The sequence below is a fragment of the Sphingorhabdus buctiana genome, from assembly GCF_042680825.1.
In the GTDB taxonomy this organism is placed as follows: domain Bacteria; phylum Pseudomonadota; class Alphaproteobacteria; order Sphingomonadales; family Sphingomonadaceae; genus Sphingorhabdus_B; species Sphingorhabdus_B buctiana.
This window is the reverse complement of sequence record NZ_JBHUEL010000003.1, coordinates 280,583-293,349: the sequence shown is the minus strand read 5'-3', so window position 1 is coordinate 293,349 and position 12,767 is coordinate 280,583. Positions and strand designations below refer to the sequence as shown.

The following is a 12,767-nucleotide window of genomic DNA, read 5'->3' as shown; positions in this document are numbered from 1 at the left end:
TTCTAGGGAGCGATCAAAAATTACACTTGCTGTGATATTCGCACGCTCGATAGAGCGTCAATCGCCTCGTTGAGCGGATAGTGGTGATTGCCTACGAACAGTCCATATTGATCGATATGGTTCGCATTTGCGAGATCACCAAAAATTTCATAGTTGAAATATTCGACCACCGGATTCTTCGCAAAGTTGCCAGCTACTATCGGCCGGCATTCAAAACCAAGTTTATTCAGCTGAGCTAGCAATTCCCGACGATTCAGCCCACTATCAGGCCTGATTACCAAGCTGAAGCCGAACCAGCTGCTTTCTCCCAGCTCTTGCTGAATCAGGATTTCGGGATGATCTTTCATCGCCTGCTGCAATAGGAGACCATTCTTGCGTCGTTCTGCAATCAATTCGGGTAGTCGCCTGACTTGCTCCACCCCCAATGCGCCTTCAAGTTCCAAAGGCCGTACATTGTAACCAGGGAGTACGAATCGAAACGACTCTTCAAAGGGATCATCACTTTTTAGGCCGCAGACGTGATTATGTTTGGGAAGATTGCGGGTCCAGCCATGGGCTCTTAAGGAGAGGAGTATGTGATAAAGTTCCTCGTCGTCAGTCACAACCACGCCGCCTTCCATAGTGGAAATATGGTGGCTGAAAAATGTGCTGAAACTTCCCATAATTCCAAAAGTACCGGCAGAACGTCCAAAAATTCTTGCGCCCAGTGATTCACAATTATCTTCAATCAAAACTATGTCGCGATCGCCAATTATCGCTTTAATTGCCTCAAAGTCGTTTGGATTGCCTAACAGATTTACCGCCATGATCATTCGCGTTCGTTCCGTAATCGCAGCCGAAATTTGTTCGAGATCGTAATTGAGCGTATTCAGATCAATATCTACAAATTTAAGCTTAAGGCCATACTGGTGCAACGGGTAATAGGTCGTGCTCCAGGAAACGGCAGGCACAATAACCTCATCGCCAGCCTGCAATTTCAGTTTAGAGTTTTTGGTATAGAAGAGCGCCGCGACCATAAGCAAATTAGCGGAGGATCCTGAATTCACCATCACACTGTATTCACTCCCGACATATTCGCTGAATGCCTGCTCGAAGGCTTGTACGTGTTGCCCCATTGTAAACATTCCGGAAGCGATTACCTTTTGCATCGCTTCCAGCTCTTCTGGCCCCCAAGTCGCGGTGGCTAAGGGAAAGCGATAACTCATACATTGTACTCCTGCAGATAGTATTGATAGGTCGCAGCAATCCCGTCTTGCAAACTGTGCTTAGGCGCCCATCCCCAAGCTGTTTGACGTTCTATGTTTACCAGCTTGCGCGCCATGCCGACGGGTTTGGTCGTATCAAATATGAAACCACCTTTGTATCCCAATACTTCGGCAACCGCTTCATAATATTCCTTGATCGAGAAATCTTGGCCAAGTCCGACGTTCATCAGCGAGGGTATACTGTCAAAATCATCAATAGCTGAAATCAGGGCATGAGCGAAATCGCCTGCATACATGAATTCTCGGCGTGCGGAGCCGTCTCCCCAAATCTCAACTTTTTCGATTCCCTCACTTTTTGCACGGTGGATTTTCTCAATAATCGCCGGCAATAAATGCGAATGCTTAGGATCAAACTTGTCGAACCTGCCGTAAAGATTGCAAGGTATAATTGTTTTATACTGAGCGCTCTGCATTACGCATTTAGCGTACTCGCACAGCTTGGCGGTTGCGATCTTTGCCAACGCATAGCCTTCGTTGGTCGGCTCGAGCTCCCCTGTCAGAATTTGTTCCTCGCGCAACGCCTCATTGTGGTCGCGCGGATACATGCACGAGCTGCCCAAGTTGATTAATTTTGTAACACCGGCATCAAGTGCTGCGCATATGATGTTACGCCCCATATCCAAATTTTCGACGAAGTATCTGAACGGCTCCTGCATATTTGCCTGAATTCCGCCGACTCGACCTGCAGCGTGAACGACCAAGTCAGGTTTGTGGGTTCGCAGATAGTCGAGTGTAGTGCTTAAAGAGGTGAGATCCAATTCGTTGCTCGAAGGGGCAATCAGATTGTGGTGACCGCCTCGCAGCTGTTCCTGCAAGTTTCGTCCCACCATCCCGCTTCCACCAGTTAGAAGTATTTTCATTGTGCTTCCAAGCGCTTTTTAGCTTGTGATATTATCACTACCGTGACTGGCGAACTTTGCACCGAATTGCTCGCGTTCTGCACTCAATAGGTCCTCACGAACCATTTCAGCGACTAGCTCCTGAAAGCTGATCTTCGGTTCCCAGCCAAGTTTTTCCTTGGCTTTACTCGCATCACCTAGAAGCGTCTCTACTTCGGTCGGACGAAAATAGCGTGGATCGACTTCTACTATTCGCTTGCCACTTGCGTCAAAGCCCTTCTCGTTTACGCCGTTGCCTTCCCAGCGCAACGACATGCCTAAATCGGCTGCAGCTGCCGATACAAAATCGCGTACGCTATATTGATTGCCTGTTGCGATAACATAGTCCTCGGGCGCCGCCTGCTGCAGCATTAGCCATTGCATTTCCACATAGTCCTTGGCATGCCCCCAATCACGTTTGGCATTCAGATTTCCGAGATAGAGGCAGTCTTGCACTCCCAATTTGATGCGTGCCAAAGCGCGGGTTATCTTCCGAGTGACAAAAGTTTCACCTCTAATTGGCGATTCGTGATTGAATAGAATGCCGTTGCAGGCATATATTCCATATGCTTCGCGATAATTCACTGTAATCCAGTAGGCGTAAAGTTTAGCTACAGCATAAGGGCTCCGAGGATAGAATGGCGTTGTTTCCCGCTGAGGCACTTCTTGCACCAAGCCGTACAGCTCTGAGGTAGAGGCTTGATAAAAGCGGGTCTTTTCTGTCAGACCTAGTATTCGGATGGCCTCCAACAGGCGTAGTGCACCCAACGCATCTGAATTTGCGGTATACTCTGGTTCCTCAAACGAAACTGCAACGTGGCTTTGTGCCGCAAGATTGTAAATTTCGTCTGGCTGCACCTTTTGGATGATATGCAAAAGACTTGTCGAGTCGGTCATGTCTCCATGGTGCAGATAGAAGGGCAGATCGTTGGTGTGAACGTCCTGAAGTAAGTGATCTATACGCGCGGTGTTAAATAACGAGGTTCGACGTTTTATGCCATGAACCTCGTAACCGCGATTGAGCAGAAATTCGGCAAGATATGCGCCATCTTGGCCGGTTACACCTGTAATTAGTGCTTTTTTCACAGTATCATCCCTGAATATCGAAAATTTTAAAAACACCCATCGCCGGAATCGGGCCTTATAAAACCGCAATGTCAATTATAACGGTTTTTCTTGTATATATTGACAAGCTTTTTTGCAATTTTCGCGTAGGAAGGAAAATCATAATGACTTTTTGGTTTTGTGCTCATGTAGTTTGAAAACTCGCTTTTTGTCATTCCGAGCTTCTTTATTACATATTCTATGTCTGCTTCGATCTGAATTTCGTCATATGGTTTTTTTTGGAGTTCAAGAAGAGCTTGTGACCGGTCAACTTCATTATTCATAATTAAATCAGAAAGGTGTATTAACCTTTTATCAATATTGAATTTTTCCGGAAGAATATAAGACTGATAAAATTTCGTAAATGATGATTCATAGTGTTTCCCACCGTAGTAAGACCATCCAATAGTTTCGGAAAGAATATTCATGGCTTCGTTTTTGTTGTATTTTAAATAGTTTAAAATACTAACAGTTTCTATACCTTTTACGTATTTTTGCCAAGCAATATTCCAAATGCTCACTGTTGGATAATTCTTAATTTTTAATGAACCATATTTTTTATGTATTGATTTAAGATTAAGCAGGTCAAATTTGAAGTGTTGCCATTCATCTGGCATAATTGACTCTGTTGCCGCATTAGTTCCAGATATTATATATTTTATTTTATTTTTATTAGCAATCTTATACATGGCAGCGAAAATTGCATGATCGGTTATCATTTCAATATCGACTACATTTGCTTTGAAAAATGATTTTTGAATGTCCCTAAATTCATTCCAATCGATGACATAGGTTACGAGATCAATTTTCAAATTGCGCACGATATTTTCTATGTTCTTGATCGATAATTCGGAATTCCAACCATTGTCAAAATGAACGGCCAGTGGATTAAGTCCGAGTTTCGTAACTATATATGCAACATAAGAAGAATCTACTCCGCCGCTCAATCCAATTATACAATCATATTGACCTCTTTTTTTTGATTTTATCTTATCAATCAAATTTTTCAGTCTTTTTTCTGCATCTTTCTTATTTGCTGGAATTAATTTTACTTTTTCTTCATGTTCAATACAATAGTTACAGCAGCCATTTTCATCAAAAAATATGCCGGGGACTGTAGAATTCATTACACATCGTGTACAAGTTATTATCATTTTTTTCTCATTTCAGAAGTTCTGTTAAAACGGAATATTCAGGATACGAAATCAGAACCGCCCGGTGTGGTCCGTACAAAACAAACATACTTCCTGCAGCGACCGCTGATGCGTGGCCATTCAGGATCGCGTCGCGCAAATCATTCAGCGACCCGGCGCCGCCTGAGGCAATGACCGGTATATTTACCGCTTGGCTAACTGTTGATGTTAATGCAATGTCATACCCTGCCATACTGCCTTCATTGTCAATTGACGTGAGAAGGATTTCTCCGACACCCAGGCCGGCCACATATTGCGAAAATTCAACAGGGTCCCACCCGGTTTGTTTTGTTCCCGAACATGTGGTCACCTCCCATCTGCCGAACAGTTTGCGCTTCACATCAATGGAAGCTACGACTGCCTGGCTACCATAATCGCAAACCACAGCTTTGACCAAATCAGGTGTGACGTGGAGCGCTGTGTTCAAAATGACCTTCTCAACACCTAGTCTAAAAAGCGTTCGCACATGTTCAATTGTCGATATGCCGCCTCCATATGCTAGGGGTATGAAGCATTCGCTGGCGATTGCTTCAATCAGGGTAAAATCGGGCGCCAGTCCTTTGGTACTTGCGACAATATCTAGAACTACAAGTTCATCGACTTCCTTATCATTGAATATGCGCACTGCATTAATTGGATCTCCAACGTAAATTGGGTTCTTGAACTTTCTGGTTTTCACTAGGCCGCCATCGCTTAAAAGAAGGCACGGGATAACGCGATGCATCAACATATTAGAAATTATCCACGAAGCCTTTCAGGAGCGCCAATCCGAAACGATGGCTTTTTTCCGGATGAAACTGAAAGCCGATTATATTGCCAGCAGCAAATCCTGAGTCAAATAATGTAGATCCGTAACGGGTTCGCATCAGGACGTTGTCTCGATTTTGGCATTGGATGTGGAAAGAGTGGACAAAGTAGAAGCGCGAGTCAGGTCCAAGATTCCTCAGCGCGGGATGATTTTTTACGATGTCGACGCGATTCCACCCCATATGTGGTACCTTTAGCTTCTCATCACCGGAAACAAATTTTGTGGCTTTGCCCTTGATCCAGCCCAAGCCTGGAATCTGCCCCTCTTCACTCCCATCGGTCATCAACTGCATGCCAAGGCAAATGCCCATGACTGGAATGGCACGTTCAAGCACAGCTTGATCAAGCGCCTGCCTCAATCCTGACTGTTCAAGTTTACGCATACCTGCGTCGAAGGCTCCAACACCGGGCAAGATTAACTTTTTGCTTTCGGATATTTCCTCGGCGTTACTGACAATGCGTGAGCTCGCGCCGAGCTTTTTAAACATGTTCTTTATAGAGCCCAAGTTTCCAACGCCATAATCTACTATCGAAATGGTCATTGTGCTGAGGCTCCTAACAAAAAACATTAAGCATATATTTCAGAAACATAAACTAGAAAATTCGGCAGAATCGCAAGTGTCCAGTAAAGTAGAAGCCCAGTGGGCCATCCAAATCTCTCTTGCATATGATGGTGCAGATGATCTCTATCCGCAGCCATCGGAGATAGTCCTTTCCGGACGCGCTTGAAAGTGAGCCTGCAAGAATCGAGGACAGGGACCGCAAACAGCAAAACCAATTCCTCCGCGGCCATGGCACGCGTCGCGTGCGCGCCGGGACTATTGTAAACCGCAATAGCTATCATCGCAATTGCACTTGCTAAACCATATGCCCCACCGTCGCCCAGGAAAAGTTTGCCGCGCAAATTAAACGAAAGCAAAACCCCTAGAACCGCGAGCAAAAGGCTAATGATTGGTATAAATTCAAGCGGAGCCCGCAGCATAAGCAATACGAGCCAGCCTATGCAAAGGCCAATAACCAATCCATTTTTGCCATCTGCCATATTAACAGCGTTCACTAAACCGACGCAGCAAAAGATTGTAAACGCAATTGCCAGGCCTCTAGTCCCGAGACCGAAAGTTAAATGCGGATGTTCGAAATCGAGAACTCGGACGTTAAATATGGGTTCAAAATAGGCCGCGCAGCCGAAAACTGCAAACGAAAGCCACAGCCTTACCCTCGGTGACAAAGAATGACGGTCGTCAAGTATGCCTATAAATGTCATGGAAAATACGACTGCAACACAAATGAATAGCTTAGAGTGGTGAATGGGGGCAGCCAATGAAACTATAGACGGTAGCGAAACCGGCACAAAAACTGCAAGTAAGACAATGCCGCCCATCAGAGGCGTCACATGGAGGTGGTTTTTGCGCCGATTCGGAATGTCAAGCAGCGCAAATTTGCTGGCAATCCGAAATGCGCTCCGACATAAGAAGCAGCTCGCCAAAATAGACCCAGCAATTGCAAAGGCCAGAGTTAAAATGGTCATCGTTACACAACTACCGAATACATGGATGCCACTTTACGGCGATATTTCGAGAAGTAAGGTCGAATAACGTCGGTATTGTGGTGCGTCCACAACAAATAACTGGACGTACGCCGATGCCAGTAGATTCGTAAAACCTCCTGTAAACCGCAATTTTCCGTAATCTCTCGGTTTGGCTTGCAATCGTAAATGGTTTCAATAATGGAATCTATGCTTACCTGTTTGTTGAAGCGCTACGGAACCAATATGTTTGGTATAACCCTCTCTAGGCATTGTAAATCTCCTTGCAGGACCGGCCATGACCGCTGATAGAAGGGGCATCATATTATCCTGCGCAACAGCACTTGATCGCTTAGGTCATGGAGAAATGTTGGATGGGCTGTGCTCATGTTTGGTAGAGCATGATAAATATAAAGAAATAATCTGCCATGCTCTATCTGTATTATCTTCACACTCTACAAGTAATTCAAAAATAATTGGCATAAAAGTTGGTTTTATAGGAAAATATTATACAGTTGAAACAAAAAATTACTTATACAAAAAACTTAGATACTTAGGAATACTAATATTCTTTTGTATTAGATTTTATTCTTTGATAATTTATTACATAAAGCTATATCGATCATGTCATGAATATGACACTGTTGTCGATCTTGAGTATGAGCCAATACAATCAATGATAGCTCAATTTTTAAGCGGGCACGGCAGCAGATTGCACTGCTTCGCAGTTGTACATTCATTCCCAAACCCGGCTTTGAAAGGCTTTAAAAGTGTATATAAGGCAATCTGCTTGAGGTTGATAAAAAGACATGTAGCCAAAGGCAACATGATAGGCGTAATGACGCAAGCCGATCTTGAACTAGCAAAGGCTCAAGGCATATCTACAAGCAAGCTGGCGCTGGTCGGTTGGGGACTTGATCCGGAAATGGACGCGTTGCCCGCTAAAACTTTTTGCGAAGCAAAAATGCCAATTCGCTATGTTTGTCCTGGCGTACTTAGGCAAGGAAAAAAGATCGACAGCGTTCTCTCATTCTTTGCCTCGCTCAATGACGAAGATATTAGCTTGAAGGTGGCGGGGGCACCGATCGATGTGGACGTTGCCGATCTGAGAAACGTGTATGAACGTTCAAATTCGGCTACTGAAATTTCCGTTGAGGCAAAGTTTTTTCAGAAAAGCGAGTTTGATGAATTATTTGTAGATGCCGATATCATCGTTTTATCTCATGACAGTAGCTTCCATTCGATGTCCGGGCCACTTCTACAAGCGCTTCGCAATCGCAAGCCAATTCTCTGCTTCAGCCAGAATAATGTTTCCAAGATAGTAGTCGAAGCGGATGCAGGGCTCGTAGTGAACTTTGATGATCCAGTGACATCAGAGCTTGTCGAGAGGATCAAAGTGCTGAGATACCACCGCTATGATTTGGATAACCAATTTGCTTACACCTGGAGATCAATAAGCCGCCGTGTAGTTGATTGTATCACTCAAAATAAAAATATAGCGGGCAAGATGAAATGAACGGCGCACTTCTCTTTCTATCAACTATTGTACTTCCTTACTTTAATCAGACTTTTCGGATTTTCTATTTCCTACCATTACTAACTAAGCGTGGAAAATTAGTTTTAAGGATAGATTCAGTATTCTATATATTAGTTATTATTGCAGTACTTTCGCAGATTAACTTGATGTATAGTTACTACAACGGTATTCGGACGGAATCAGATTTATCAATTCAGCATATAGTTAGTTTTAATGTTCTGACACCGATAGCGTATATCATTGCTCAACAGTTTAAGCCAAATGATTTACGAATATTTATTTGGCTTTTTGTAATTGATGCGTTGTTTGTTATTGCTCAATCATATTATGGTGTTTCAACATTTTATACTAATATTGATGGATTTGAGGAGTTCACTAACATAAATGACCTAGTATATTTTAACAGGCCTTTCGGGTTAGGGAATAATGCGAGTGTATTCGCTGAAAAGTTGTTGGCATTTGTCCTAATCGTTCACTACTTGGCAAAGTATTATAGTTATAACATGCCAAAGATTGCATTAGCTATTGTGACTTTCGCTGGTATTTTGAATTTCGGAAGAACGGCTTTTATCGCAATACTGTTTTTCTTTGCCTTTTCTGGATCGATGAAGTTTCTAAAATCAACAGTTAACAAAAAGGTCGCATACTTATTATTGATATTTATAATGTCTTCATTTGCCATTATATTCTATTTTGATCAAATTTCGATTTGGTTCAATGAGGTAATTAGGCAATTTACTCGTGGTAATGAGTCTATAGATTTGGCTGGACGTGATCTGATATGGAATGATTTTGTTGGATTTATTTCTAATAATTTGTTTCTTGGGAATGGCTCGGTAAAATATTTTACAGACTATAATGGCCAGCAAGCAACGGCACATAACTCATTTCTCATGATTATTGCTTCTCATGGCATTATAATTTCTACTCTTTATGCTATTGCAATTTTACATTCATTAAATAGAAAAAATATTATTTACATTGCTTCAATACTGGTTTTCAGCGGAGCTCAGTATTCAATTTTCTGGGGGATTTCATTTAACGACATTATATTATTCTTTTTTATGGGGGTAGGAAATGAAAATCGTAATTTGAGATTTTTATCCAGTTTGAAGAACAAAGATGACTTGTATGCATTTAATTTAATCGCTCGGAAATAAAATCCGGATCCTGTTTTAATGATTATTGATATCAGCTCAAAAGACCTAAGGCGCCTGTAAAATTTATTGATTAGGCGCTTCAATTCTTGACTGCTTAAATTTCGCCGACGTCACGAAGATATTTCGGTTTTGTTGTCGCCAAATCTCAAGTTCTGCTTCAGCGTCCCTCCAGCCCGACCTGTGAAGCCCTATGCATACACTGAAGCGATTCAAGGGGCGAGCACGTTGTAATAGGGATGGCACTTCCGTGCTGCACATTCCTCTCTACGCCTTCTAGTTGGGTAGTTAGATACAACTAATCGACTACTCGCATTTTAGGGCGTTCGTTGCACATGGAAAGTATAATCTTGGACGACCCGCTTTGCGGCATGAGCTAATTCTATGATTAAACTGTGAACCCCGGTCGGCCTCCGACTCGACAACCTTAGAGGGACATTAGTCAGCTGGATTAGTTGGATTTGTCAGCTCCATATCCATATCCATACCCATACCCATACCCATATCCTGCCTGCTTGGACCGCAATTTTGTTAGAACTACACCAAGCACATGTGCGTGAACCGAGTGCAGTCGACCTAGTGAAGTCTTTATACCTCGAACTGCTACACCCTCAGCTTCCGCAACGAAAACACAACCCTCTACCGCACGTGCCAGCAAGGGAGCATCTGCTAAACCAAGTATTGGCGGCGAGTCGATCACAATATGATCAAAATGCTGGAGGAGCTGATTCACGAGTATCAACATGCGATCACTGCTAAGCAACTCGGCAGCGCTGGGCGGGGTTGGCCCTGCAGGAAGTAGGTTTAGACCTTTCAGACCAGTTTGCAATACCAGCTGCTTCCAATCATTTTCGCCAGCCAGAAAATTGCTAAGACCCATGGGGTTAGGTTGTCCGGTAAAAAGATGCATCGAAGGTGAGCGCATATCTGCGTCTATCAACAACACTTTCTTGCCAGTCCTGCCTAAAACCGTTGCAATGGCAAGGCTTGAAGTACTTTTTCCTTCCGCGGGCCTTGTACTTGTAACCATCATGGACCTTGGTACGCCGTGATCGGTCGAAAAGGCGAGATTGGAACGAACACTGAGATAAGCTTCGGATAAAGCAGATTTGGGGTCGAGAAGCATTTCTAACGCGTCTCGCTCTTCTGCATCAGGTATGCTTCCCAAAAGAGGAATTTGTAAAAGCCTGTTGACTTGCGTTGGGTCCCGTAAGCCTTCATCTATCTGGTCGAGTGCAAAAGTTGCCAGTGCCGCTAACCCCAAACCTGCCAACAGAGAAAGCGCAAGATTTAAAGGCAGTTTCGGCGAAGACGGCTTTTCCGGTACTTTCGCGGTATCGACAATTGCGATGTTGTTGACGCCAACGCCTGTCACGCCAATTTCTTTATAGCGCTGCAACAAGCCATCATATAGTTCGCGATTAGTATCAGCCTCTCGTTGATAAATGTTATATTGAATTTTGTCACGTTGTTGAAGGTTCATACGGCTTTTAAGCGATTCAACCTGACTTTTCAGGTCAGCTTCCCGCTTTAGAGCTTCCCGATACTCCGTAGACCGACTGCCAGAAACGCGATTTTCCTCGCGCGTTATACTGGCATCGAGGACCGTTAACTGCTCTGCTAATGCACGGGCAGCAGGATAGCCAGGTTCGAACTGCACCATGAGTTTCGCATATTCTGCAGCGACCTCCGCCCGCTTCCGCCGTAACTCAGAAATTGTTGCATTAGCGAGAGCATCGCTGTTAGTGCCCCCGTTTTGCAACCTAACTCTACTTTCAGAAGCAATACGTGCGGCTGTTGCTTGCGCGAGTGCGGAATTCAACGCTTCGAGATCGCTTGATACCAACGTCCGATCGACTTCAGTGCGGCCGTCAGCGCTCTTACTCACTCCAAGCGCTACTATACCTTTCGCAGCCGCGTAGTTTACGAGTTCACGTTCTGATGTTTCAAGGCGCGTGCGTAGATCTGCAAGCCGACTTTCTAGGAACCTCCGTGCGTCGGCAGTAGAGGCAAAGCGCCTGTCCATACTTTGAACAATGAACTGTTCGGTCCAAGCATTGGCTATCTGTGCCGACAATGAAGCTGACGCGCTGGTATAACTGATATCGACAAGCGCAGAGTTGCGAATGGGTGTAATAGAGGAGTGTGTATATAGCAGCTCGACGGCTAGCTTCTCACGTCGCTGCCGGTCCGCTGCACTCAGTGGCTGTCCTAATTTCTGGCCAAAAATAGACTCTTCATCCGGGTTTACCCCGTGTGCTTCAAAGAAAGCATCATTGGTACTCAAGCGTAGCTTACGGACTACCCGTTCAGCCAAAGAACGTGCTTCCAAAAGGTTGTACTGTGTCTGGTAGAACTGCAAATCGCGGCCCGCGTCCTGCGTTTCAAGCCCATCCACATTGGTGACCTTTTTCTGCTCACGGCTGATTTCTATCCGAGAAGTAGCAGTATATTGAGGCGTTGCAAGAAGTGTCGCTACCAATCCAACGACCAGCGCAAAAATAACGATGCCGACAATAACCCACTTCCAACGCAACACAACTTGCCAATACTGTAGCAGTATCGGAGGAGCTAATGACGCCTGCTCGTCGGCTAGTTGCTCTTTCGTTACAATGCCCGAATTGAGCGGGCTCAATGCGGGGGGACTTGTCTTCAGCATTGTGATCCTTAGTTTGTAAAACTCGCAAACTTCTCTCTCGGCCGAGAGCACAACATAAACTTTGCTCGACCAATGATTGAAGCGCTTTGAACATTACTCCACCCCATTGAGCTAGACGAAAGCCGGAGTGAGTTCCACCCTTTTTCTTTTTTCTTCTTACCGTTGAGCGTTGAGATCGGCCTGTCCCCCTATTGCCAAATGAAAGCAACAGAAATAGTAAGATGTCGTCTTCAAACTGATCGAAAACAAACAGTCGAGCAGTGGAATCAGATAAATTTGAAGCGTTGACCTCAGAGTGTCAGCCAGAAAACAGGTGGACGAGACATTGGCACGAGTCGATCAGCGTAATACTTCGCCATCGTTGCAGTTCTGGGTGCTAGTGGCTTTTTTTGCACTAGTGTTCCTAACGGGTGGGGCGTCACGCAATGATGTGCAATCGCTTCTCATTCTGCGCCCGATCTCGGTGCTGCTATGCGCGTTCGCGCTAGCCACGTTACGTGTTCAGCACTTTCGCGGCCGATGGTGGCTAGGTGTTGGGTTCGCCTTACTTTTTGCAATATCTATCGCTCACATAATTCCGCTGCCGCCTGGGGTCTGGCAATCAATGCCTGGCCGAAATGAAGTTATTGCGATCGACTCGTT

At 44.6% G+C, this 12,767-nt stretch carries 10 protein-coding genes; 2 read left to right on the top strand and 8 right to left on the bottom strand.

The window, feature by feature from the left end; genetic code table 11:
- Positions 1-20: 20 nt before the first annotated feature.
- The 7 genes from ACFSAG_RS04445 to ACFSAG_RS04415 form a co-directional block, all read right to left on the bottom strand.
- Entirely contained in the window at positions 21-1,205 is a 1,185-nt protein-coding gene (locus ACFSAG_RS04445) for a DegT/DnrJ/EryC1/StrS family aminotransferase (RefSeq protein WP_381511734.1), read from the bottom strand.
- Complete coding sequence (locus ACFSAG_RS04440) at positions 1,202-2,125, bottom strand: GDP-L-fucose synthase family protein (RefSeq protein WP_381511732.1); 924 nt, start codon at positions 2,123-2,125, stop codon at positions 1,202-1,204. The genes ACFSAG_RS04445 and ACFSAG_RS04440 overlap by 4 nt, the downstream gene beginning before the upstream one ends.
- An 18-nt stretch (positions 2,126-2,143) precedes the next feature.
- Positions 2,144-3,229, bottom strand: coding sequence for a GDP-mannose 4,6-dehydratase (gene gmd / locus ACFSAG_RS04435; protein WP_381511730.1), 1,086 nt, complete (start codon positions 3,227-3,229; stop codon positions 2,144-2,146).
- A 71-nt stretch (positions 3,230-3,300) separates the two neighbouring features.
- Positions 3,301-4,401 (bottom strand): N-acetyl sugar amidotransferase, encoded by a 1,101-nt coding sequence (locus ACFSAG_RS04430; protein WP_381511727.1) that lies wholly within the window; start codon positions 4,399-4,401, stop codon positions 3,301-3,303.
- A gap of 7 nt (positions 4,402-4,408) precedes the next feature.
- Positions 4,409-5,170 carry an AglZ/HisF2 family acetamidino modification protein gene (locus ACFSAG_RS04425; protein ID WP_381511725.1) on the bottom strand — a complete coding sequence of 254 codons (762 nt, stop codon included), beginning with the start codon at positions 5,168-5,170 and terminating at the stop codon, positions 4,409-4,411.
- Position 5,171: 1 nt separating this feature from the next.
- Complete coding sequence (hisH, locus tag ACFSAG_RS04420) at positions 5,172-5,789, bottom strand: imidazole glycerol phosphate synthase subunit HisH (RefSeq protein ID WP_381511723.1); 618 nt, start codon at positions 5,787-5,789, stop codon at positions 5,172-5,174.
- 26 nt (positions 5,790-5,815) lie between these two features.
- The gene (locus ACFSAG_RS04415; RefSeq protein ID WP_381511721.1) at positions 5,816-6,775 is read right to left on the bottom strand and encodes a glycosyltransferase family 4 protein; all 960 of its coding nucleotides are present in this window, start codon (positions 6,773-6,775) and stop codon (positions 5,816-5,818) included.
- 295 nt (positions 6,776-7,070) lie between these two features.
- On the opposite strand from ACFSAG_RS04415, the gene ACFSAG_RS04410 reads away from it, so the two are divergent.
- The gene (locus ACFSAG_RS04410; RefSeq protein ID WP_381511719.1) at positions 7,071-8,288 is read left to right on the top strand and encodes a glycosyltransferase; all 1,218 of its coding nucleotides are present in this window, start codon (positions 7,071-7,073) and stop codon (positions 8,286-8,288) included.
- Positions 8,285-9,469, top strand: a complete 1,185-nt coding sequence (locus tag ACFSAG_RS04405) for an O-antigen ligase family protein (RefSeq protein ID WP_381511717.1) — start codon at positions 8,285-8,287, stop codon at positions 9,467-9,469. Before ACFSAG_RS04410 ends, ACFSAG_RS04405 begins: the two co-directional genes overlap by 4 nt.
- Before the next feature lie 448 nt (positions 9,470-9,917).
- Here the strand turns inward: ACFSAG_RS04405 and ACFSAG_RS04400 are convergent, their stop codons facing one another.
- Positions 9,918-12,125, bottom strand: coding sequence for a GumC family protein (locus ACFSAG_RS04400; RefSeq protein ID WP_381511715.1), 2,208 nt, complete (start codon positions 12,123-12,125; stop codon positions 9,918-9,920).
- Positions 12,126-12,767: the final 642 nt, after the last annotated feature.

Bases quoted from the DNA above. Each gene is read 5' to 3' on its own strand.
- ACFSAG_RS04445 (WP_381511734.1), bottom strand. From the start codon at position 1,205: ATGAGTTATCGCTTTCCCTTAGCCACCGCGACTTGGGGGCCAGAAGAG.
- ACFSAG_RS04440 (WP_381511732.1), bottom strand. From the start codon at position 2,125: ATGAAAATACTTCTAACTGGTGGAAGCGGGATGGTGGGACGAAACTTG.
- ACFSAG_RS04430 (WP_381511727.1), bottom strand. From the start codon at position 4,401: ATGATAATAACTTGTACACGATGTGTAATGAATTCTACAGTCCCCGGC.
- ACFSAG_RS04425 (WP_381511725.1), bottom strand. From the start codon at position 5,170: ATGTTGATGCATCGCGTTATCCCGTGCCTTCTTTTAAGCGATGGCGGC.
- hisH (WP_381511723.1), bottom strand. From the start codon at position 5,789: ATGACCATTTCGATAGTAGATTATGGCGTTGGAAACTTGGGCTCTATA.
- ACFSAG_RS04415 (WP_381511721.1), bottom strand. From the start codon at position 6,775: ATGACCATTTTAACTCTGGCCTTTGCAATTGCTGGGTCTATTTTGGCG.
- ACFSAG_RS04410 (WP_381511719.1), top strand. From the start codon at position 7,071: ATGACCGCTGATAGAAGGGGCATCATATTATCCTGCGCAACAGCACTT.
- ACFSAG_RS04405 (WP_381511717.1), top strand. From the start codon at position 8,285: ATGAACGGCGCACTTCTCTTTCTATCAACTATTGTACTTCCTTACTTT.
- ACFSAG_RS04400 (WP_381511715.1), bottom strand. From the start codon at position 12,125: ATGCTGAAGACAAGTCCCCCCGCATTGAGCCCGCTCAATTCGGGCATT.